Raw genomic sequence first — 21,570 nt, 5'->3', positions numbered from 1 at the left:
CTTTTCCTCATGATCCTCGGCATCCCCCCAGCCTGCTTACCAGAGCCAGCAGCGTCTGGCGGTTGATCGGATCCTGGACCTGCGCAAGCGCCTCGGTCGGGCAATGGCCCTGGATCAGCATGTCGCGCAGCCGGGTGCGCTGTTCGCCGGCCGGGGGCAGCGCGGGGGCCAGGGCCAAGGCGGCATCGACCTGGGCGGGATTGCGCCGCACCATGGCCGCCTCGGGGGCAGCAGGGGGCTGGGGGATGTCGTCATCGCCTGCGTCAGCCACTTCCGGGGCCGGGGCGGCCGCATCGCGCACACGGGTCAGGGCAGTCAGTTCGGCGGTCTGCGCGGCGATCTGCTGTGCCAGTTCGGCCGAACGGCTTTCCTGTTCGGCAATCTGGGCAGCCAGTTCCTCTGATCTGGTCAGCCGGGCTTGCAAGGCGGTTTCCTGTTCCGTCAGCCCGGCCAAGGTGGCGCGGACATCGGCGACCTGCGCGGTCAGTGCGTCCAGTTCCGCCTTTGCCGCATCGGCAGCGGCCTTCTGGCGATCCCGTTCTTCCTGGCCCTGGGTGAACGTGGCGCGGGCATCTGCAATCTGCCTGGTCAGGTCGGCCAGTTCCGCTTTGGCTGCATCGGCAGCGGCCTTCTGGCGATCCCGTTCTTCTTGGCCTTGAGTGAACGTGGCGCGGGCATCCGCGATCTGCCTAGTCAGATCGGCCAGTTCGGCCTTTGCCGCATCGGCTGCGGCCTTCTGGCGATCCCGTTCTTCCTGGCTTTGGGTGAACGTGTCGCGGGCATCTGCGATCTGCCTTGTCAGATCGGCCAGTTCCGCCTTGGCCGCATCGGCTGCGGCCTTTTGCCGATCCTGTTCCTCTTGGCTTTGGGCTATCTCGGCGCGGCGATCGGCGATCTGCTTGGTGAGATTAGCCAGTTCCGCTTTGGCTGCATCGGTTGCAGCCTTCTGCCCGTCCTGTTCCTTCTGGTCTTGGCTGATGGNGCAGCCTTCTGCCCGTCCTGTTCCTTCTGGTCTTGGCTGATGGTGTCGCGGGCATCTGCGATCTGCCTGGTCAGGTCGGCCAGTTCCGCCCTGGCCGCATCGGCGGCGGCCTTCTGGCGATCCCGTTCTTCCTGGCTTTGGGCTATCTCGGCGCGGGCATCGGCGATCTGCTTGGTGAGATTAGTCAGTTCCGTCTTGGCTGCATCGGCGGCAGCCTTCTGCCCGTCCTGTTCCTTCTGGTCTTGGCTGATGGTGTCGCGGGCATCTGCGATCTGCCTGGTCAGGTCGGCCAGTTCCGCCCTGGCCGCATCGGCGGCGGCCTTCTGGCGGTCCTGTTCCGCCTGACCCTCGGTGATCGCGGCGCGAATCCGGGTTTCTTCCTGTTGCAGGCCGGCCAGACCGCTTCGGGCGCTTTCCAGTTGGGACGTTGCTTCGGCAATCTGCTGTGTCAGGTCGGCAAGCTCGCCGCGCGCCCGTTCCAGGCGGGGTTCCAGTTCCGCCGCCTCGGATTCCATGGTCGAGATGACCTGCCGCAGGGCATGGGCCTGGCGGGACAGATCCTCATCGGTGGTCTGCGCCATGGCAGGCATCCCGGCCATAACGACAGCAGCCCAAGCGACCAGAAACCAAACACCCACGACACAAGCCCCCCTGGCGGGGACGATGATGAAGCAGGGCGGTATTTTGTCAATCTTTCTGTGAGGCCCGCCTGGAGGCGCAAAGCCGGACGAGCCGGCCGAGGATCAGGGGGTCGGGGCGAAGCGTTGCAGGGTCAGTTCCAGGCCGCTTTCCGCGTCCTGTTCCGCTGACCGGGACTGGACGTTCTTGATCATGACCTTCTCGGACCTGCCGTCGATGTCGATATGGCCTTCGGTCAGACGGGCCAGGTGGTCGGGATCCATGCTGCCTTCGGTCCTGAACCGGATATAGTCCCCGCCGGTCTCGACCGTGCCGTGAAGCGGTTCGATCCCGTCAAGCGTCAGGGTGGCCTGGGTCATCTGTCCCTCCGAAGTCTGTGCAACGGCACAACTCGAAGATGGCCGGTGTCGTTCCGCCCGTCAGGCTTCGGGCCGCGTGACGACATAGGCGGCAACCGCCATGCACAGGATGAACTGCATCCCCACGACCCAGGGCGGCATCCCGACGAACAGGCTGAAGCCCACGCCGCAGGCCATGGCCAGAACGGCCCAGGTCTTGGCCAGACGGCTGATCGCGCCACGTTCGCGCCAGGCGCGGACAGGGGGTCCATAGGTCGGGTGGTTCATGATGCGCCGTTCAAGACGCGGGCTGCTGCGGGCAAAGGCCGCCGCCGCCAGCAGAAGAAAAGGCACCGTCGGCACGACCGGGAGGGCGATGCCGACAATGCCCAACCCCAAGGCGACCAGGCCGATGGCATACCAGACGGGTCGCATGTTCATGCCGCCAGTTCCCGCAGGATGGCGTTCAGAAGCGGCCGGCCCTGGCCTGTGGTGCGCAACCGGCCATCCGCCAGTTCGACCATGCCAAGGTCGGCCAGCCGGGAAACGGCACCGTCGTCCAGGGGGGTGCCCGCCATTCGGGCATGGCGGGCCAGATCCAGCCCTTCGGTCAATCGCATCGACATCAGCAGATATTCGGTGGCCTGTTCATCCAAGGGCACCAACTCGCGCAGCGATTCCCCCGTTCCCTGCCGTTCCACCGCGTCCAGCCAGGCGCCGGGCGCCCGATGCGCCTCGGTGGCGAAGCGCCCGCCGGGCAGGGTGATCCGTCCGTGCGCGCCGGGGCCGACGGCGGCCCAATCGCCCTGGCGCCAATAGACAAGGTTGTGCCGGCTTTCGGACCCGGGGCGCGCGTGGTTCGAGGTCTCGTATCCCGCCATGCCCGCCGCCTCGCAGATGTCCTGGGTTTCCAGATACATGTCGGCAGCCAGGTCGTCGTCGGGCAGATCGCGCAACTTGCCCGCCGCGGCCCGCGCCCCGAAGGCCGTGCCGGGCTCGATGGTCAATTGGTAAAGCGACAGGTGATCCACCGCCATGTCCAGGGCTTCCGCCAGTTCCGCCCGCCACGCCTCGCGCGTCTGGCCCTGGCGGGCATAGATCAGGTCGAAGCTGACCCGGCCGAAGCAGGACCGCGCCACCTCGAAGGCCGCGCGGGCCTCGGCCACGGAATGCATCCGGCCCAGGCGCCGCAGATCTGCGTCGTTCAGCGCCTGGATGCCCATGGACAGGCGGTTGACGCCCGCATCGGCAAAGCCCTGGAAGCGCCCGCGTTCCACGCTGGTGGGGTTGGCTTCCAGCGTGATCTCGATGTCGTTGGCGAAACCCCAGGCGGCGCGGGCCGCGCGCAGCACGGTGTCCACGGTTTCGGGCAGCATCAGCGATGGGGTGCCGCCGCCGAAGAAGATGCTGCCCAGATGGCGGCCGGGCAGTTCCGCACCAAGCCGGGCGATTTCCGACGACAGCGCGTCGGCCCAGCGGGCCTGGTCCACGCTTGCGACCACATGGCTGTTGAAGTCGCAATAAGGGCACTTGGCCGCGCAGAAGGGCCAGTGGATGTAAAGGCCAAAGCCCCCCGCCCGCCAGTCTTCCACGAAGCTGTCCGGCCCAGGCATCATCATCCGCGCATCGCCGTGACTTCGACCTCGACCTTCATCTCGGGCCGGATCAGGCCCGCGATCACCATCGTGGCGGCGGGGCGGATGTCGCCCATGGCTTCGGACAGGGCGGGGACGATCGCCTCCATCACGGATGCGTCGGTGACGGTGTATTGCACGCGCACGATGTCCGCGGGGGCGAAGCCCGCTTCCTTTAAGGCCGCGAAGATCGTGCGAAAGCAGTTGCGCGCCTGCTGGCAGGGATCGTCGGGCATGGTCATGGTGGCGTAATCGTAACCCGTGGTGCCCGACACGAAGCACCAGTCGCCCTTCACCACGGCGCGGCTGTAGCCCATCGCCGCCTCGAAGGGGGATCCGCTTGAAATCCTATGCAAAGCTGCCCCTTATCATCCGTTCCACCGCCCGCGCCCGGTGGCTGAGGCTGTTCTTCATCTCGGGCGGCATCTCCCCAAGGGTCACGTCATGCCCGTCCGGCATGAAGATGGGGTCATAGCCATGGCCTTCAACCCCGCGCGGCGGCCAGACGACCTGACCGGGCAGCACGCCCTCGAAGACCTCGTCATGGCCGTCGGGCCACATCAGCACCAGCGTGCAGCGGAATTGCGCGGTCCGCGGGGCGGGGGCGTTGCGCGATTCCAGTTCGTCCCAGGTGCGCTGCATCGCCATGCGGAAGTCGCGACCATTGCCGGTTTCGGCCCAGTCGGCGGTGTGGACCCCCGGCGCGCCGTCAAGCGCATCGACGCAGATGCCGCTGTCGTCGGAGAGCGCCGGCAGGCCGGTCGCCTGGACGGCGGCGCGGGCCTTGATGCGGGCATTGCCGACAAAGCTGTTTTCGGTTTCCTCGGGCTCGGGCAGGCCTGCATCCGCCGCGCCGATCACCTCGACGCCATAGGGGGCCAGCAGGGCGCGCATCTCGTCCAGCTTGCCGGCGTTATGGGTGGCTATCAGCAGGCGCTTGCCGTCGAACTTCCTCATGCCACGGCGGCCTTTTGCGCGGCGACCAGTTCGGCCATGCCGCCTTCGGCCAGATCCAGAAGCTGCCCCATCTGGTCGCGGCTGAATGTCGCGCCCTCGGCCGACATCTGCACCTCGATCAGGCGGCCGCTGCCGGTCAGCACGAAATTGCCGTCGGTCCCGGCCTCGCTGTCTTCGGCGTAATCCAGATCCAGCACCGCCTGGCCCGCATAGATGCCGCAGGACACGGCCGCCACATGGTCGATGATCGAGTCGCTGGTAATCGCGCCCGCCTTCAGCAGCTTGTTCACCGCCAGCCGCAGCGCGACCCAGCCGCCGGTGATGGATGCGCAGCGCGTGCCGCCATCGGCCTGGATCACGTCGCAGTCGATGGTGATCTGGCGTTCCCCCAAGGCGCTGCGATCGACGCCCGCCCGCAGGCTGCGGCCGATCAGGCGCTGGATTTCCTGGGTGCGGCCCGACTGCTTGCCCGTTGCGGCCTCGCGCCGGTTGCGGGTGTTGGTGGCGCGCGGCAGCATCCCGTATTCCGCCGTGACCCAGCCCAGGCCCGTGCCCTTCAGGAAGCGCGGCGGCGTTTCCTCCAGCGAGGCGGTGCATAGAACATGGGTGTTGCCGACGCGGATCAGGCACGACCCTTCGGCATGGGCCATCACGCCGGTTTCGATTGAAATCGGACGCATTTGGCTTAGATTCCGGCCAGACGGGCGCATGGTTTTTCCTTTTCGCGAAGATCCCCGCCCCATACCGCCCCTGCGGCCCATCACGCAACCCTTCGAGGGACATGGACCAGAAGACGCCCTTGCAGGACATGAACGACCGCTCGCGCGAGATCTTCCGCCGCGTGGTCGAGATTTATCTGGAAACCGGCGAACCCGTGGGGTCGCGGACCCTGACCCGTGCGCTGTCCGAAAAGATCAGCGCGGCGACCATCCGCAACGTCATGCAGGATCTGGAATTGATGGGGCTTCTGGACAGCCCGCATGTGTCCGCCGGGCGGATGCCGTCACAACAGGGGCTGCGCCTGTTCGTGGACGGCATGATGGAGGTCGATACCGTCAGCGCCCCCGACCGCGCCGCCATCGACCAGACCCTGGGCAACGACGATCCCGACACGGGCGTGCTGCTGGACCGGGTCAGCACGGCCTTGTCCGCGATCACGCGCGGCGCGTCCCTGGTCTTGATGCCCAAGCACGAGGCGCCGATCCGCCATATCGAATTCGTCAGTCTCGGCCCCGACCGCGCGCTTGTAGTGCTGGTCTTCGCCGACGGCCATGTGGAAAACCGCCTGTTCACGCCGCCCGTGGGCCAGACCCCGTCGTCGATGCGCGAGGCGGGGAATTTCCTCAATGCCATGGCCGAGGGCAGGACCCTGTCCGAGTTGCGCGGCCATATCGGCCGCGAGATCGCGGCGCGCCGGCAGGAACTGGACGTGCTGGCCGCCGAACTGGTGCAATCGGGCCTGGCCCTGTGGGACGGCGAATCCCACGATCCCCGCCTGATCGTGCGGGGCCGCGCGAACCTTCTGGACCAGGAGGCCGCCGATCTGGACCGCATCCGGGTGCTGTTCGACGACCTGGAACGCAAGCGCGACATCGTGGAATTCCTGGAACTGGCGGAAAAGGGCGACGGGGTCCGCATCTTCATCGGGTCCGAAAACAAGCTTTTTTCGCTTTCGGGTTCCGCTCTGGTGGTTTCGCCCTATATGAATGCCGACCGAAAGATTGTAGGCGCGGTTGGCGTCATCGGACCGACGCGGCTGAACTATGGCCGCATCGTGCCGATTGTCGACTATACCGCGCAGCTGGTCGGGCGGGTGCTGTCCGGCCGGAAAGGATGAAAGACGATGAACGATCAGAACGAACAGCCCCTTGACGACATCCTGGCGGATCCGCTGGCCGATCCCACGGACGAGATCGCGGCCCTGACCGCCGAGCGCGACGAGCTGCGCGACAAGTGGATGCGCGCCCTGGCCGATGCCGAAAACTCGCGCAAGCGCGCCGACAAGGACCGCCGCGAGGCCGAGCAATATGGCGGATCGCGCCTGGCCCGCGACCTGCTGCCGGTCCACGACGCCCTGACCCGCGCCCTGGACGCCGCGGGCGAGGAACAGCGCGCTGCGGCCGCCGCCCTGATCGAGGGGGTGGAACTGACCCTGCGCGAGTTGAACAACGTCTTTGCCAAGCACGGCGTCACCGTCATCACCCCCAAGCCCGGCGACAAGTTCGACCCCAGCGAACACGAAGCCATGTTCGAGGCCGCCGTCCCCGGCACTATCGCCGGAGAGATCATCCAGATCATGGACAACGGCTTCCGCCTGCATGACCGGCTGCTGCGCCCGGCCAAGGTCGGGGTGTCGTCCACGCCCGCCAGCTAGGCGGGCGCTACAACCTTCATCTGACTTGCCGAAATGTCCCGATGGCGCGACGTTTGGAGAACGTTCGGTTCATCGGGAGGGAAGAACCATGGCCAGCACTGATGGGGTGAAGATACACCCCGCCGTCGACAATGGCATCAAGCAGGGAAATCCCAGCTTCTCGGGCGGCATGCTTACCTGCAAATGCACGACAAACCCGGTCAAGGTCCGGGTCGGGGCGCAGACGGCGCATAACCACGTCTGCGGCTGCACCAAGTGCTGGAAGCCCGAGGGCGCGATCTTCAGCCAGGTCGCGGTTGTGTCGCGCGACGCGATCGAGGTTGTGGAAAACGGCGACAAGCTGCAGATCGTCAACAAGGACGCGCCGATCCAGCGCTATGCCTGCACCGGCTGCGGCGTACACATGTATGGCCGGATCGAGAACAAGGACCATCCTTTCTATGGCCTGGACTTCGTCCATACCGAATTGTCGAAGGAAGACGGATGGGCCGCACCCGAATTCGCGGCCTTCGTCAGCAGCATCATCGAATCGGGCGTCGATCCCTCGCGCATGGACGGCATCCGCGCGCGGCTGCGCGAACTGGGGCTAGAACCCTATGACGCGCTGTCCCCGCCGCTGATGGACGCCATCGCCACCCATGTTGCCAAGCGGTCGGGCAAGCTGGCGGCTTGACCTCTTGGACTGAATGAACACAGCTGCACAGGGGCTGCTTGCGGCCCCTTTTGCCCTTACGGAATGCCCGAACGGATAGGAGAGTGACGATGAGAACCCGTGCCGCCGTAGCCCTGGAGGCTGGCCGACCGCTGGAAGTGATGGAGGTCAACCTCGACGGCCCGAAAGAGGGCGAGGTGATGATCGAGATCAAGGCCACCGGCATCTGCCACACCGACGAATTCACCCGTTCGGGCGACGATCCGGAAGGCCTGTTCCCGGCGATCCTGGGCCATGAAGGCGCAGGCGTGGTGGTCGAGGTCGGCCCCGGCGTGAAATCGGTCAAGCCGGGCGATCATGTCATCCCGCTTTACACGCCGGAATGCCGCGAATGCCCGTCCTGCCTGTCGGGCAAGACGAACCTGTGCACCCGGATCCGCGCGACCCAGGGCCAGGGCCTGATGCCCGACGGGACCAGCCGCTTTTCCATGCTGGATGGCACGCCCATCCACCATTACATGGGCTGCTCGACCTTCTCGAACTATACCGTGCTGCCGGAAATCGCGGTGGCCAAGGTGCGCGAGGACGCGCCCTTCGACAAGATCTGCTATATCGGCTGCGGCGTCACCACCGGCATCGGCGCGGTGATCAACACCGCCAAGGTCGAGATCGGCGCCAAGGCGGTGGTCTTCGGCCTGGGCGGGATCGGGCTGAACGTGATCCAGGGCCTGCGTCTGGCGGGCGCCGACATGATCATCGGCGTGGACCTGAACAACGACAAGAAGGAAATGGCCGAACGCTTCGGCATGACCCATTTCGTCAACCCCAAGGAAATCGACGGTTCCATCGTCCAGCATATCGTCGAGATGACCAAGACCCCCTTCGACCAGATCGGCGGCGCGGATTATTCCTTCGATGCGACCGGCAGCACCAAGGTGATGCGCGACGCGCTGGAATGCACCCATCGCGGCTGGGGACAGTCGGTCATCATCGGCGTGGCGGCCGCAGGCGCGGAAATCAGCACGCGTCCGTTCCAGCTGGTCACCGGCCGGGTCTGGAAAGGCACCGCATTTGGCGGCGCGCGTGGGCGCACGGATGTGCCGAAGATCGTCGACTGGTACATGGAGGGCAAGATCGAGATCGACCCGATGATCACCCACACCATGCCGCTGGACGACATCAACAAGGGCTTCGACCTGATGCACAAGGGCGAGTCGATCCGCTCGGTCGTCCTTTACTGATCGTTCATCGCTGCATAGGTAAAAGAACGGCGGGGCCATGGTCCCGCCGTCGCCATGAGAAAAAGGAGCAGGCCGATGCGTCACCAGTGGCTGGACGATGACGACGACGAACCGGAAGAAGACGACCGCCGCCACGAGGGCGAGAAGGACGGCGGCCTGGGCCTTCCCGAAGGCGACAAGATCGGCAAGCTGTATTTCAAGTCGCGCACGGTGATCGTCGCGGGCACCATCAACGACAAGCTGGCGCAGCGCACCGTGGCCCATCTTCTGGCCCTGGCCGAGGACAGCGACAAGCCGATCAACATGCTGATTTCCTCGCCCGGCGGGCATGTGGAATCGGGCGACATGATCCATGACGTGATCAAGTTCATCCGTCCCACCGTGCGCACCATCGGCTCTGGCTGGGTGGCATCGGCGGGCGCGTTGATCTTCGTGGCCGCGAAGACGGAAAACCGCTATTGCCTGCCCAACACGCGCTTCCTGATCCACCAGCCCTCGGGCGGAATCGGCGGCACGTCGTCGGACATGATGATCCAGGCGGAACAGGTGCGCCTGATGCGCGACCGCCTGAACCAGATCTTCGCCGACGCCACCGGCCAGACGGTCGAGCGGATCGAGAAGGACACCCAGCGCGACTTCTGGCTGAACACGCAAGAGGCGCTGGACTATGGCCTGCTGGGCAAGGTCATCCGGTCCGTTGACGAACTGAAATGACGGGGCAGGGCGGCATCACCATCCGCCCCGCCACCAGTGCCGACCACGACGCCATCTGGGCGATCCTGGAACCGGTCTATCGCGCGGGGGAAACCTATTGCATCCCGCGCGACATTTCCCGCGACGATGCCTTGGCGGATTGGTACGCCAAGCCCTTTACCGCCTTCGTCGCCGAACTGGACGGCCGGATCTTGGGCACCAGCCATGTCGGCGCGAACCGGCCGGGCGGCGGATCGCATGTGGCGAACGCCTCCTTTGCCACGTATCCAGGCGCGCGGGGCAGGGGGATCGCGCGGGCGCTTGTGGATCATGCGAAAGCCTGGGCCAGGGCGCAGGGCTTCGCGGCGATGCAGTTCAATTTCGTCGTCGCCACCAATGCCGATGCCGTCCATTTGTGGCAGAAGGCGGGATTTGCCATTGTCGGCCGCCTGCCGGGGGCGTTTCTTCACCCCAGGCTTGGGCCGGTCGATGGACTGGTCATGTTTCAGAACCTGGAGGATGTCGGATGACGCTTGAAACCCTTTCCGAAAACCGCAGCTTTGGCGGCACGCAGGGCGTTTACCGCCACCGCTCGCAATCGACCGGCACCGACATGACCTTTGCGGTCTTCATGCCGGAACTGGTGGCGAACGAACGCGTGCCGGTGCTGTGGTATCTGTCCGGCCTGACCTGCACCCATGAAAACGCCATGACCAAGGCCGCCGCGCAGCAATGGTGCGCCGAGGCCGGCATCGCCATCGTCTTTCCCGACACCTCGCCCCGCGGCGATGACGTGGCCGACGACGAGGCCTATGACCTGGGCAAGGGCGCGGGCTTCTATGTGAACGCCACGCAGGATCCCTGGAAGCGGCATTACCGGATGTGGGATTACATCGTCCACGAACTGCCCGAACTGGTGACCGGCAATTTCGCCATCGACGCCGAGGCGATGGGGATCACCGGCCATTCGATGGGCGGTCATGGCGCGCTGACCATCGCCATGACCCATCCCGAACGCTACAAGTCGGTGTCGGCCTTCGCACCCATCGCCAACCCGACCGAATCCGACTGGGGCCAGAAGCAGCTGTCCGCCTATCTGGGGAATGACCGCAGCACCTGGCGCGCCCATGACGCGACCATCCTGATGACCGAACGCGGCTACCCCGGAGAGGTGCTGATCGACCAGGGCAGCGCGGACCAGTTCCTGGACAAGCTGAAACCCGAATCGCTGGCCCAGGCGATGATGGCGCGCCGGCAGCCGGGGCAGTTCAGGATGCAGGCCGGTTATGACCACAGCTACTTCTTCGTGCAGTCCTTCATGGGCGACCATGTGATGTGGCATGCCGAACGGCTGCTGTGACCCTTGCCGAACTTTCCCGCTTGTTCTGGCAATTCGCCCCTAAGACTTTAGGGGCAATTGCCAGAACGCCAGATTGACGCAAGGCATTGTCCGTCAAAGACTACCTCCAGGACGGCGACAGGAGGAGGGAACCTGTCGCTCGCTTCCAATAGCGGAGGAACTTCCATGAAAAGATTGCTGAACAGCACGGTAGCCGTGCTGCTTCTGACGGGCACGGCGGGCTGGGCCAACGAAAGCGTGCTGGCCGAAACGGCCAAGCCGGAACAATGGGCGATCCAGACCGGCGACTATGCCAACACGCGTTATTCCGAACTGGACCAGATCAACCGCGACAACGTGGGCGATCTGCGGGTGGCCTGGACCTTCTCGACCGGCGTGCTGCGCGGGCACGAGGGCAGCCCCCTGGTGATCGACGACATCATGTATGTCCACACCCCGTTCCCGAACAACGTCTATGCCCTGGACCTGAACAATGACGGCAAGATCCTGTGGCGCTATGAGCCGCAGCAGGATCCGGAAGTGATCGCGGTCATGTGCTGCGACACCGTCAACCGCGGCCTGTCCTTTGCCGATGGGATGATCTTCCTGTCCCAGGCCGACACCACCGTGGTTGCCCTGGACGCCAAGTCGGGCGAGGTGAAGTGGTCCACCAAGGTCGGCGATCCGGCCATCGGCGAAACCCTGACGATGTCCACCATGCCCGCCAAGGACAAGCTGATGGTCGGCATCTCGGGCGGTGAATACGGTGTTCGCGGCCGTGTGACCGCGCTGAACCTGGCCGACGGCTCCGAAGCCTGGAAAGCCTATTCCACCGGCCCGGACGAGGAAATGCTGGTCGATCCGGAAAAGACCACCCATCTGGGCAAGCCCATCGGTGCCGACAGCAGCCTCAACAGCTGGGAAGGCGACCAGTGGAAGATCGGCGGCGGCACGGTCTGGGGCTGGTTCTCGTATGATCCGGAGCTGAACCTGGTCTATTACGGCACCGGCAACCCCTCGACCTGGAACCCGTCCCAGCGGCCGGGCGACAACAAGTGGTCGATGACCATCATGGCCCGCGACGCCGATACCGGCATGGCCAAGTGGTTCTATCAGATGACGCCCCATGACGAATGGGACTATGACGGCGTCAACGAGAACATCCTGACCGACCAGGAAATCGACGGTCAGATGCGCAAGCTCTTGACCCATTTCGACCGCAACGGCTTTGCCTACACGATGGACCGCGAAAGCGGCGAATTGCTGGTGGCCGAGAAGTTCGACCCGGTCGTGAACTGGGCGACCGAAGTGGTCATGGACCCCAACAGCGACCAGTATGGCCGCCCGCAGGTCGTGGCCGAATACTCGACGTCGCAGAACGGCGAGGACGAGAACACCACCGGCGTCTGCCCCGCGGCCCTTGGCACCAAGGACCAGCAGCCGGCGGCCTATTCGCCCAAGACCCAGACCTTCTACGTGCCGACCAACCACGTCTGCATGGACTATGAACCGTTCCGCGTCGCCTATACCGCGGGCCAGCCCTATGTCGGCGCAACGCTGTCGATGTATCCGGCCCCGGACAGCCATGGCGGCATGGGCAACTTCATCGCCTGGGACAACATCGAGGGCAAGATCAAGTGGTCGCTGCCCGAGCAGTTCTCGGTCTGGTCCGGCGCCTTGGCGACGGCTGGCGACGTGGTCTTCTATGGCACGCTTGAAGGCTATCTGAAGGCCATCGACGCCGACACGGGCGAAGAACTGTACAAGTTCAAGACCCCGTCCGGCATCATCGGCAACGTGATGACCTATATCCACGGCGGCAAGCAGTATATCGGCATCCTGTCGGGTGTCGGCGGTTGGGCCGGGATCGGTCTGGCAGCGGGCCTGACCAACCCGAACGAAGGTCTGGGCGCCGTGGGCGGCTATGCCGCGCTGTCCGATTACACTGAACTGGGCGGCCAGTTGACCGTGTTCGAACTGCCGGGCGAGGCTTCGGCCGCAGCCGAACCCGCGGCCGACCCGGCGGCGGAACCCGCACCCGCCGAAGGCGGCACCAGCGGCTAATACTTTCGGCCCGCTAACGTAAAGTTGCGCTATCCAACGCTCCCCCCGAGGATATCTTCGGGGGGAGTTTTACCTGAGGAGGACGGGTAAATTGAAATTCGGGAGAAATGACAGCATGAAAGCCATCACCAGCCTTGCGTCGCTGGTCTTTGCCACATCGGTGGCGACAGCTGCCCTGGCGCAGGACGCGACGACCCAGACCCCCCCGCCCGCGGAGGCCGGCGCAGGTGCCGCAGCCGCCACGTCCGGCACGGCACCGGCGGCGGAAGCTGCCGCCCCAACCGAGGGGAGCGATGCGCCTGTCGAGATGGCCGAGGGCGCGACCACCCTTCCCAACGGCATGGACATCACTCCCGTAACCCAGGAAAACGGCCGCTGGTACAACGCCGAGGGCATCCCGACCTTCAAGATCGAGGATGGCGTCGTCGATTTCGCCACCTTCAACGGCTTCCGCCGCTATCATGCGGAATGCCATGTCTGCCACGGACCCGATGGCGAGGGTTCGACCTATGCCCCCGCCCTGAAGAACTCGGTGCTGCGGATCGACTATTACGAATTCCAGGAAATCGTGGCCTCGGGCAAGCAGGGGACCAACTCGGTCATGCCGGCTTTCGGGACCAACAAGAACGTCTGGTGCTATGTCGACGACATCTATGTCTATCTTCTGGCCCATGGGACCGGAGAGATTCCGCGCGGCCGTCCCGCCGAACGGGCCGACAAGTCCGATGAATACACGGCGCAGGAAGATTCCTGCATGTCGATGTAAGATGGGCATCATCCGCTGGGTGATGGTGGCGCTGGCCCTTGGGTCGGTGCCCGCCGCGGCGCAGGTCGCGGATCTGCGGTCCACCACGCAGTTCCGCGTCTGCGCGGATCCGGCCAATGCCCCCATGTCATCGCGTGACGGGACGGGCTTCGAAAACAAGCTGGCCGATGCCTTCGGGGAATGGCTGGGCCTGCCCGTCACCTATACCTGGTTTCCATCTGGCATGGGCTTCATCGCCAAGACCTTGCGGGCCGGGGAATGCGACGTGGTCATGGGTTACGCCCAGGGCGATGAACTGGTCCAGAACACGAACCATTACTATACCTCGGTCTTCGGCATCGTGACGCGCAAGGACGGCGCGTTGGCCCAGGTGGATCACCTGTCGGATCCGGCGCTGAAGGACCATCCCATCGGGGTGGTCGCGGGATCGCCGCCGGCCTCGATCATGGCGCGGGCGGGGCTTGCCAAGGACATGCGCGGCGTCGATCTGTTCGTGGACCGCCGGGTCAAGGATCCGGTGGGCGACCTGATCGCGGGCGTCAAGGACGGCACGCTGGACGCCGCCGTGCTGTGGGGCCCGCTGGCCGGGCCGCGCGTCAAAGACGACCCGGATCTGCAATTCACGCCATTGCTGAAGGAAACCGCGGGCCCGAAGATGTTCTATCGCATCACCATGGGGGTGCGGCTGCCGGAACAGGAATGGAAACGGGAACTCAACAGCCTGATCCGCCGCCACCAGCCCGAGATCAACGCCATCCTGCGCGATGCGGGCGTGCCCCTGGTCGATGACTATGGCAAGGAGCTGATCCAATGATCCGCGCGGTCCTGCTGGCCTTGCTGCTGGCGGGACCGGCCACCGCCCAGGTTGCCGAACCCGATACCTATCGAGGCGAGCCGTATCGCGCCCCGGTGCCCGAAACCCTGCAGGGCGCCACGGTCATCGACGCGGCCCAGGCGATGCGCCTGCACGCCGATGGCGTTCCCTTCCTGGACGTGCTGCCCCGCAAGACCCGACCCGAGGGCCTGCCCGAAGGCACGATCTGGCGCGAACCCCCGCACGAGACGATCCCCGGCGCGATCTGGCTGTGGGATACCGGCTGGGAGGCCCTAGCCCCGGCCGAACAAGCGCGCCTGGAACGCGGGCTGGAACAGGCCAGCGGGGGCGACCGGGCCGCGCCCCTGGTGATCTTCTGCCGCAGCGACTGCTGGATGAGCTGGAACGCCGCGCGCCGCGCGATCGCCCTGGGCTATACCGGGATCCACTGGTTTCCCGGCGGGATTGAGGGCTGGCTGGCCGCAGGCGGGGCGCCCCTGGTCAGGGCGACACCTGCCGACCCGTGAACTGTCCGAAGGCGCGCGGGCCGGACGGCATGTCGATTTCCGCCGTGATGGCCAGGCTTTCGGCATCCACCACGGTCAGCGTGTCCGATTCCCAATTCGCCACCGCCACGGCAGCGCCGTCCGGCAGGGGACTGATGCCCTCGGGGTAATCGCCGACCGGAATCTCTGTCAGCACCGCCAGGCTTGCCGGATCGAACACCGTCAGCGTGCCGGCATATTGATTGGTGACGAACCCCCGTCCCCCCGCGAAGGCAACGGCATAGGGGTGGCTGCCGGTCGGGACCTGTCCTGCCAGGCTGCCGGCAACCGGGTCGATCACCGACACCGTGTCCCCCTGCACATCCGCCGTCCAGAACCGCCCGCCATGCCAGGTGATGCCAAAGGGATGCGGCCCGGCCGTCGCGACCCGGTGCAGCAGCGCGCCGCTTTGGGCGTCAAAGATGCTGACGGCATCCGCGTCGCGATCCGCCGTCGCCACCCATTGCCCGTCGTCGCTGACGGCGACCCCCGCCGGGGCGGCGCCGGTCGGAACCTCCCACATCTTCTGCAGGTCGCTGTCCAGACGGATCAGCCGCGCCCCATACCAGTCGGTGACGAACAGCCCGCCTCCCGGGGCAGCGGCCAGGCCAAAGGCCCCCTCGCCCAGATCGAGGCTTTCGGTGATGTCGCCCTGCTCATCCAGCACGAAAAGGCGCCCGGTATCCGCCGCGATCACATAGGCACGCCCCGCTGGCGGGTCATAGGCGACCGGCGCGGGCTTTCCCGGAACCGGCGTTCGGGCCAGCACCGTGCCCGTCACCGTATCCACAAGCGTCACCATGTCCGCGTTCTGGCTGGTCACGAATGCCAAATCCCCCGCCAGGGCGGGGGATGCCAGCATCAGAAGAAGGGCGGCAAGCCTCACTCGGCCTTGCCGAATCGCTCGACCAGGGCATCAAGGCCCGCCTGATAGATGCCGTTGACCGCCGCCATCGCCGCGTCGTCGTTCAGGTCTGCAGGGGGATCGTTGTTCGGATAGCCACGATAGAAGCCGGCCTTCCAGACGACCTCGGCGCGGCCATCCTTGTCGTTGACCTGCAGCGTGGACGAATAGTTCGTGACCGGCAGAACCTCGACCACGACATCGGTAATCATGTACTTGTATTGCCGCTTGTCGGGATTGGTGGACATCAGCCTTTCGGTGATGGTCGGATCGCCGCTTTCCGCTTTCAGATGCAGGATCCGGGTCGATTCCTCGGGGACGTCGATGGGGGCGCCTTCGGGGGTGATCTCGGTCCGGGAGACGGCGGGGTGCCAGTTCATGTCGTCGAACTTGCCGATGACCTGCCAGACCTCGTCCGGGGTGGCGTCCAGAACCACCGACTGCTCGGTCTTCAGCCGCGCGGGTCCATGCGCCTGCGCGCCCAGGGTCATGGCCAGCGTGGCGGCGACGGCAAGGCCCAGGATCTTCTGCATCATCTGTCCGCTTTCCTCCAAATGCCATGACCATGCGCCGGAGCGGGCGGTCAGTCCATAAGACCTAAGACTGATCCAAATCTTCCCGGCCTGGACGGGAACAAAAACCGTCTTGTCCCAAGGCCTTGCACGACCCAACATGCCGTCAGGGAGAGATGAAATGTTCAAGGGAATCATAGGACTTTTGGCTGGCGTGGCGCTGGCCGGGCCTGTCATGGCCCAGCAGCCCCAGCCCGAGATGCAGCAGATCCGCGCGGCCGTTCTGCGCGTGGACGAGGAAAGACTGCCACCCATTTCCCGGCTGGACCTGCCGGTCGAGGATCTGGGATTCGCGGGCGCCCGCCTGGCGATCGAGGACAACGACACCACCGGCCGCTTCATGGGCCAGGACTTCGAGGCGCTGGAAGTGACCGCCACGCCCGACACCGCCGCGGCCGAACTGGACAGGATCCTGGCCGAGGGCATCCAGTTCGTCGTGGTCCTGGCCGACGACGCGACGACGCTTGCCCTGGCCGACCAGGCGGGCGACCGCGCGATGCTGCTGAACGCACGGGCGCGGGCGGACAGCCTGCGCGGGGTCGATTGCCGGTTCAACACCATCCATGTCGCGCCCAGCCATGCCATGCTGACCGATGCGCTGGCGCAATTCCTGATGTGGAAGAACTGGCCCGACTGGCTTCTGGTCCATGGCAGCCACCCCGAGGATCAGGCCCTGGCCGGCGCCTGGCGCCGGTCCGCGGCCAAGTTCGGCGCCAAGATCGTCGAGGAGCGTGTCTTCGAGGATACAGGCGGCGCCCGCAGCACCGATTCCGGCCATGTCCAGGTGCAGGCGAAGATGCCGGTCTTTACGCAGCGCGCGCCTGACTATGACGTGCTGATCGCGGCGGACGAAAGCGACATCTTCGCCCCCTATCTGCCCTATCTGACCTGGGATCCGCGGCCCGTGGCGGGATCCGCCGGGCTGGTGCCGCGAAGCTGGCATCCGGCCATGGAGGCCTGGGGCGGGACGCAATACCAGAACCGGTTCGAGAAACTGGCCAACCGCCCCATCCGCGAGGAGGATTACCAGGCCTGGCTGGCCCTGCGCATCGTCGGCGAGGCTGCGACCCGGACCCAGTCGGCCGACCCCGCCACGCTGCGCGAATTCATCCTGTCGGATCAGTTCGACGTGGCGGGCTTCAAGGGCCAGAAGCTGACCGTGCGCGACTGGGACCACCAGGTCCGCCAGCCGATCCTGCTGACCACCGGCGTCCTGACCACCTCGGTCAGCCCGCAGGACCAGTATCTGCACCAGACCAGTGCGCTGGACACCCTGGGCATCGACCGTCCCGAAACCGAATGTTCCTTTTGAGAGGTTCCATGAAGCATATCCTGGTCCTGGCCCCCGCCCTTGCCCTTCTGGCTGAACCGGCGCTTGCCAACCGCGTCTTCGTCACCAATGAAAAGGGCAACGACGTCACCGTCCTGGACAGCGACACGCTGGAGGTGATCGGCACCTATCCGGTCGGCAACCGCCCGCGCGGCATCACCATATCGCCGGACGGGACCGAACTTTACGTCTGCGCCTCCGACGACAACCTGGTCCGGGTCTTCGATCCCAACACGATGGAGGAATTGCACACGCTTCCCTCGGGTCCCGACCCGGAACTGTTCGTGCTGCATCCCTCGGGCAACCCGCTGTATGTCGCAAACGAAGACGACAACCTGGTCACCGTGGTCGATGTGAAGACCAAGCAGGTGCTGGCCGAAATCCCCGTGGGCGTCGAGCCCGAGGGCATGGGCGTCAGCCCGGACGGAAAGATCGTCATCAACACGTCGGAAACGACGAACATGGCGCATTTCATCGACACGGACACGTTCGAGATCGTGGCCAACGTCCTGGTGGATTCGCGCCCGCGCTTTGCCGAATACAATCACGACGGCACCAAGCTGTATGTCAGCGCCGAGATCGGCGGCACGGTCAGCGTGATCGACCCCGCCACGCAGGAAATCACCAAGAAGATCACCTTCGAGGTTCCGGGCGTCCTGCCCGAGGCGATCCAGCCCGTCGGCGTGCGCGTGACGAATGACGGGAAAAAGGTCTTCGTGGCGCTTGGCCCCTCGAACCGGGTGGCCGTGATCGACGGCGAAACGGACGAGGTCAAGGATTACCTTCTGGTCGGCCAGCGGGTCTGGCAGATGGCCTTCACCCCCGACGAGAAATACCTGTTCACCACCAACGGCAATTCCAACGACGTGTCGGTGATCGACGTCGCCGCCGAGGAAGTTATCAAATCCGTCGCCGTGGGCCAGCAGCCCTGGGGCGTCGTGGTCGCGCCGAACTGACGCGACTTCATCCATCCATTGAAGAAGGACACATCCCATGACCCGTTTGCTGACCGTTCTGATGATCATGGCCGGATTGACCGTTCCCGCCGCAGCCCAGGATGCCGCGACACCCGCCGAAGGGACCGCCGCGACCGAAGCCGCGCCTGCCGATGCCGCCGCGACCGAGGAAGATGACGACGACGACGATGACGACGCCGAAGGCGAAGCGGAGGGCGAGGCCGCCGTTTACGACGCGCAGGGCAAGTTCGACTACGGCTTCTCGGGGATCATGGCGCGCGACAACCGCACCGATCTGGCGCCGCTGACGCTGGCCTCGGGACAGCCGGTCGCGGGCGGGGAATACACCCTGAAGTCGGGCGGCTTCTACCGCATCGCCATCAATGCCGACGGCAGCCAGGAACTTGCGCTGTCGGGCGGCGACTTCTTCCGCCACATCTGGATCAACGAGATCGTCATCAACGACATCGAGATCCGCCCGATGGGCGTCCACAGCATCGAATTCGACAATGCGGGCACGGCGGTGATCAGCTTCATTGCAGTCACGCCCGGACGCTATACACTGTCGGTGCCGGGATCGTCCGGCGAAAGCCAGCAGGCCGTGTTCAATATCCAATAGGAGTGACGTGTCCACAGACGCGCTTCGCATCACCGGCCTGTCCCACAGCTTCGGCAGCGTCAAGGCGCTGTCGGATGTGTCGCTGACGGTCCCGCGCGGCAGCTTCACCGCGCTGCTGGGCGTGAACGGCGCGGGCAAGACCACGCTGTTCTCGCTGGTGACAAGGCTCTACAGCAATGTCACCGGCAGCATCGAGGTCGCGGGCCATGACGTCCGCCGCCAGCCTGCGCAGGCCATGGCGCGGCTGGGCGTGGTGTTTCAAAGCCGCGCCCTGGATGCCGATCTGAGCGTGGCGCAGAACCTGGCCTATCACGCGGCCCTGCACGGGATATCCCGCAAGGATGCAAGAAACCGCATCGAACAGGTGCTGGCCCAGGTCGGGCTGGACAGCCGGGCGGGGGACAGGGTCTCGGCCCTGTCGGGGGGACAGCAGCGCCGGGCGGAAATCGCCCGTGCCCTGATCCACCGTCCCGACCTTCTGCTTCTAGACGAGGCCACGGTGGGTCTGGACGTGAAATCCCGCGCCGAGGTTCTGGCCCTGACCCGCAGCCTGATCGCGTCCGAAGGAGTGTCCGCATTATGGGCCACCCATATCCTGGACGAAATCCAGCCGGACGACGATCTGGTGATCCTGCACAAGGGACGCGTGCTGAACAGCGGCAAGGCTGCGGCCGTGTCGGGGCCGTCGGGATTGACGCAGGCCTTCCTGTCGCTGACCGGTGCGGCGGCATGACCGCCCGCCGCTTTCCGGTCCGCGCCTGGGCCACCGCCTTTCGCGGCATCGCCTGGCGCGAGACGCTGCGCTTCGTCCAGCAGCGCGGCCGCTTCATGGCGGCGCTGGTCCGCCCGCTGGTCTGGCTGTTCATCTTCGCCGCCGGTTTCCGCGCCGTGCTGGGCCTGTCGATCACGCCGCCCTACCAGACCTATGTGCTGTACGAGGTCTATGTGACCCCCGGCCTAGTGGCGATGATCCAGCTGTTCAACGGGATGCAATCGTCGCTGTCGATGGTCTATGACCGGGAAACCGGGGCCATGCGGACGCTGCTGGTCAGCCCGTTCCCGCGCTGGTTCCTGTTGGGATCCAAGCTGATGGCGGGGGTGATCGTGTCGATCATCCAGGCCTATGCCTTTTTGCTGATCGCCTGGTTCTGGGACATCCGCCCGCCCGCCTGGGGCTATGTCGCCGTCTTTCCTGCGCTGGTCCTGTCGGGGCTGATGCTGGGCGCGCTGGGGCTGTTCCTGTCGTCGGCGATCCGGCAACTGGAGAATTTCGCGGGCGTGATGAACTTCGTGATCTTCCCGATGTTCTTCGCCTCGTCGGCGCTTTATCCGCTGTGGCGGATGAACGAAAGCTCGCCCCTTTTGCACGACATCTGCGCGGCCAACCCGTTCACCTATGCGGTGGAACTGATCCGCTTTGCGCTTTACCTTGAATGGAACGGGCAGGCCTTTGCCATGGTGGCGGGCTGCCTGGCGGCGTTTTTCGGCGCAGCCGTCTTCATGTATGATCCCGCCAAGGGCCTGTGGGCCAGACGGAAGGAGAGGGGATGAAACGCATCCTGTTCGCATTGACGATCGCCGCAGGGCCGGCATGGTCGGCCGCCGGCACCGACCCCGAATGGCCCTGCATCCAGCGAAAGCAGCCGCATCTGTCGCTGGGCCAGGTCTGGGCCGGGCCGGTCCCCGACGACCGCGTGACGGAACTGGCCCGCGATCCCCGGATCGACGCGCTGGCCGCCCGGCTGGAACAGCGCCGCCTGCCGATGGAGGAAGCCGAGGCCGCCATCGCGGACTTCGCGGCCGATGCCGACGATGCCCGGCTGACGGCGCTGATGGTCGCGGTCATGGGCAAGATCGAGCCGGACCGGTCCGCCCTGATCGAGGGGATCGCGCGTTATGGCCGCAGTCAGGTGGCCCTGGCCCAGAGGATCGAGGAACGCCGCGCGCAGATGGCGGAACTTGAAGCCGCCGCCGATCCCGACTTTGACGCCATCGACGCCGCCGAGGAGGCGCTGGACTGGGATCAGCGCATCTTCACCGAACGGCAGCAATCGCTGACCTATGTCTGCGAAACACCGGTGATCCTGGAACAGCGCGCCTTTGCCCTGGGCCGGGCCATCGCGGCGCACCTGGGCGAATAGGGCAGGGCCG

Annotated in this window: 26 protein-coding genes; 17 read left to right on the top strand and 9 right to left on the bottom strand. The window is 65.6% G+C overall.

Annotated elements, in window-relative coordinates:
- Nucleotides 1-7 precede the first annotated feature (7 nt).
- From IEX25_RS06245 to rph, 7 genes are all read right to left on the bottom strand, one after another.
- Nucleotides 8-454 (bottom strand): hypothetical protein, encoded by a 447-nt coding sequence (locus IEX25_RS06245; protein ID WP_188714485.1) that lies wholly within the window; start codon nucleotides 452-454, stop codon nucleotides 8-10.
- 1,271 nt (nucleotides 455-1,725) lie between these two features.
- Entirely contained in the window at nucleotides 1,726-1,980 is a 255-nt protein-coding gene (locus IEX25_RS06235) for a hypothetical protein (protein ID WP_188714483.1), read from the bottom strand.
- 60 nt (nucleotides 1,981-2,040) lie between these two features.
- Nucleotides 2,041-2,400 carry a YbaN family protein gene (locus tag IEX25_RS06230; RefSeq protein ID WP_229665073.1) on the bottom strand — a complete coding sequence of 120 codons (360 nt, stop codon included), beginning with the start codon at nucleotides 2,398-2,400 and terminating at the stop codon, nucleotides 2,041-2,043.
- On the bottom strand, nucleotides 2,397-3,551 hold the full coding sequence (hemW, locus tag IEX25_RS06225; RefSeq protein WP_188714639.1) for a radical SAM family heme chaperone HemW: 1,155 nt from the start codon (nucleotides 3,549-3,551) through the stop codon (nucleotides 2,397-2,399). Before hemW ends, IEX25_RS06230 begins: the two co-directional genes overlap by 4 nt.
- A 23-nt stretch (nucleotides 3,552-3,574) precedes the next feature.
- Nucleotides 3,575-3,949: a RidA family protein gene (locus IEX25_RS06220; RefSeq protein ID WP_229665072.1), complete on the bottom strand. Its 375-nt coding sequence runs from the start codon at nucleotides 3,947-3,949 to the stop codon at nucleotides 3,575-3,577.
- Nucleotides 3,942-4,550 carry an RdgB/HAM1 family non-canonical purine NTP pyrophosphatase gene (gene rdgB / locus IEX25_RS06215; RefSeq protein WP_188714481.1) on the bottom strand — a complete coding sequence of 203 codons (609 nt, stop codon included), beginning with the start codon at nucleotides 4,548-4,550 and terminating at the stop codon, nucleotides 3,942-3,944. Before rdgB ends, IEX25_RS06220 begins: the two co-directional genes overlap by 8 nt.
- Complete coding sequence (gene rph / locus IEX25_RS06210; protein WP_188714480.1) at nucleotides 4,547-5,260, bottom strand: ribonuclease PH; 714 nt, start codon at nucleotides 5,258-5,260, stop codon at nucleotides 4,547-4,549. Before rph ends, rdgB begins: the two co-directional genes overlap by 4 nt.
- Nucleotides 5,261-5,331: 71 nt before the next feature.
- Here rph and hrcA point away from each other — a divergent pair, with 71 nt between their 5' ends.
- The 11 genes from hrcA to IEX25_RS06155 all read left to right on the top strand — a co-directional run bounded on the left by hrcA (nucleotide 5,332) and on the right by IEX25_RS06155 (nucleotide 15,020).
- Nucleotides 5,332-6,387, top strand: coding sequence for a heat-inducible transcriptional repressor HrcA (gene hrcA / locus IEX25_RS06205; RefSeq protein ID WP_103172120.1), 1,056 nt, complete (start codon nucleotides 5,332-5,334; stop codon nucleotides 6,385-6,387).
- Between the two features lie 6 nt (nucleotides 6,388-6,393).
- Nucleotides 6,394-6,924, top strand: coding sequence for a nucleotide exchange factor GrpE (locus IEX25_RS06200; RefSeq protein ID WP_103172121.1), 531 nt, complete (start codon nucleotides 6,394-6,396; stop codon nucleotides 6,922-6,924).
- Between the two features lie 88 nt (nucleotides 6,925-7,012).
- Nucleotides 7,013-7,597: an S-(hydroxymethyl)glutathione synthase gene (gfa, locus tag IEX25_RS06195; protein WP_188714479.1), complete on the top strand. Its 585-nt coding sequence runs from the start codon at nucleotides 7,013-7,015 to the stop codon at nucleotides 7,595-7,597.
- Between the two features lie 89 nt (nucleotides 7,598-7,686).
- Nucleotides 7,687-8,817, top strand: a complete 1,131-nt coding sequence (locus IEX25_RS06190) for an S-(hydroxymethyl)glutathione dehydrogenase/class III alcohol dehydrogenase (RefSeq protein WP_103172634.1) — start codon at nucleotides 7,687-7,689, stop codon at nucleotides 8,815-8,817.
- Nucleotides 8,818-8,892: 75 nt separating this feature from the next.
- Nucleotides 8,893-9,531 carry an ATP-dependent Clp protease proteolytic subunit gene (locus IEX25_RS06185; protein ID WP_103172633.1) on the top strand — a complete coding sequence of 213 codons (639 nt, stop codon included), beginning with the start codon at nucleotides 8,893-8,895 and terminating at the stop codon, nucleotides 9,529-9,531.
- Nucleotides 9,528-10,040 (top strand): GNAT family N-acetyltransferase, encoded by a 513-nt coding sequence (locus IEX25_RS06180; protein ID WP_188714478.1) that lies wholly within the window; start codon nucleotides 9,528-9,530, stop codon nucleotides 10,038-10,040. Before IEX25_RS06185 ends, IEX25_RS06180 begins: the two co-directional genes overlap by 4 nt.
- The gene (gene fghA / locus IEX25_RS06175) at nucleotides 10,037-10,870 is read left to right on the top strand and encodes an S-formylglutathione hydrolase (protein WP_188714477.1); all 834 of its coding nucleotides are present in this window, start codon (nucleotides 10,037-10,039) and stop codon (nucleotides 10,868-10,870) included. Before IEX25_RS06180 ends, fghA begins: the two co-directional genes overlap by 4 nt.
- Nucleotides 10,871-11,035: 165 nt before the next feature.
- On the top strand, nucleotides 11,036-12,913 hold the full coding sequence (locus tag IEX25_RS06170) for a methanol/ethanol family PQQ-dependent dehydrogenase (RefSeq protein ID WP_188714476.1): 1,878 nt from the start codon (nucleotides 11,036-11,038) through the stop codon (nucleotides 12,911-12,913).
- Between the two features lie 115 nt (nucleotides 12,914-13,028).
- The gene (locus IEX25_RS06165) at nucleotides 13,029-13,679 is read left to right on the top strand and encodes a c-type cytochrome, methanol metabolism-related (RefSeq protein WP_103172629.1); all 651 of its coding nucleotides are present in this window, start codon (nucleotides 13,029-13,031) and stop codon (nucleotides 13,677-13,679) included.
- Between the two features lies 1 nt (nucleotide 13,680).
- Nucleotides 13,681-14,493 (top strand): substrate-binding domain-containing protein, encoded by an 813-nt coding sequence (locus tag IEX25_RS06160; protein ID WP_229665071.1) that lies wholly within the window; start codon nucleotides 13,681-13,683, stop codon nucleotides 14,491-14,493.
- Complete coding sequence (locus IEX25_RS06155) at nucleotides 14,490-15,020, top strand: PQQ-dependent catabolism-associated CXXCW motif protein (RefSeq protein WP_188714474.1); 531 nt, start codon at nucleotides 14,490-14,492, stop codon at nucleotides 15,018-15,020. Before IEX25_RS06160 ends, IEX25_RS06155 begins: the two co-directional genes overlap by 4 nt.
- On the opposite strand, the gene IEX25_RS06150 is transcribed toward IEX25_RS06155, so the two are convergent.
- Nucleotides 14,995-15,900, bottom strand: coding sequence for a YncE family protein (locus IEX25_RS06150; RefSeq protein WP_188714473.1), 906 nt, complete (start codon nucleotides 15,898-15,900; stop codon nucleotides 14,995-14,997). The genes IEX25_RS06155 and IEX25_RS06150 overlap by 26 nt on opposite strands.
- A 20-nt stretch (nucleotides 15,901-15,920) precedes the next feature.
- Nucleotides 15,921-16,475, bottom strand: a complete 555-nt coding sequence (locus IEX25_RS06145) for an SRPBCC family protein (protein ID WP_188714638.1) — start codon at nucleotides 16,473-16,475, stop codon at nucleotides 15,921-15,923.
- 214 nt (nucleotides 16,476-16,689) lie between these two features.
- On the opposite strand from IEX25_RS06145, the gene IEX25_RS06140 reads away from it, so the two are divergent.
- The 6 genes from IEX25_RS06140 to IEX25_RS06115 are packed head-to-tail and all read left to right on the top strand — an operon-like array spanning nucleotide 16,690 to nucleotide 21,560.
- Nucleotides 16,690-17,826 (top strand): ABC transporter substrate-binding protein, encoded by a 1,137-nt coding sequence (locus tag IEX25_RS06140; protein ID WP_229665084.1) that lies wholly within the window; start codon nucleotides 16,690-16,692, stop codon nucleotides 17,824-17,826.
- A gap of 8 nt (nucleotides 17,827-17,834) precedes the next feature.
- Complete coding sequence (locus IEX25_RS06135; protein ID WP_188714471.1) at nucleotides 17,835-18,800, top strand: YVTN family beta-propeller repeat protein; 966 nt, start codon at nucleotides 17,835-17,837, stop codon at nucleotides 18,798-18,800.
- Between the two features lie 37 nt (nucleotides 18,801-18,837).
- Nucleotides 18,838-19,419: a cupredoxin domain-containing protein gene (locus IEX25_RS06130; protein ID WP_188714470.1), complete on the top strand. Its 582-nt coding sequence runs from the start codon at nucleotides 18,838-18,840 to the stop codon at nucleotides 19,417-19,419.
- A gap of 7 nt (nucleotides 19,420-19,426) precedes the next feature.
- Nucleotides 19,427-20,152, top strand: a complete 726-nt coding sequence (locus tag IEX25_RS06125; RefSeq protein ID WP_103172624.1) for an ABC transporter ATP-binding protein — start codon at nucleotides 19,427-19,429, stop codon at nucleotides 20,150-20,152.
- Nucleotides 20,149-20,970 carry an ABC transporter permease gene (locus IEX25_RS06120; protein ID WP_188714469.1) on the top strand — a complete coding sequence of 274 codons (822 nt, stop codon included), beginning with the start codon at nucleotides 20,149-20,151 and terminating at the stop codon, nucleotides 20,968-20,970. Before IEX25_RS06125 ends, IEX25_RS06120 begins: the two co-directional genes overlap by 4 nt.
- Entirely contained in the window at nucleotides 20,967-21,560 is a 594-nt protein-coding gene (locus tag IEX25_RS06115) for a hypothetical protein (protein WP_188714468.1), read from the top strand. The genes IEX25_RS06120 and IEX25_RS06115 overlap by 4 nt, the downstream gene beginning before the upstream one ends.
- Nucleotides 21,561-21,570 lie beyond the last annotated feature (10 nt).

This window comes from Paracoccus acridae, from assembly GCF_014642735.1.
GTDB classification, from domain to species: domain Bacteria; phylum Pseudomonadota; class Alphaproteobacteria; order Rhodobacterales; family Rhodobacteraceae; genus Paracoccus; species Paracoccus acridae.
This window is presented reverse-complemented; position numbering and strand designations above follow the sequence as displayed.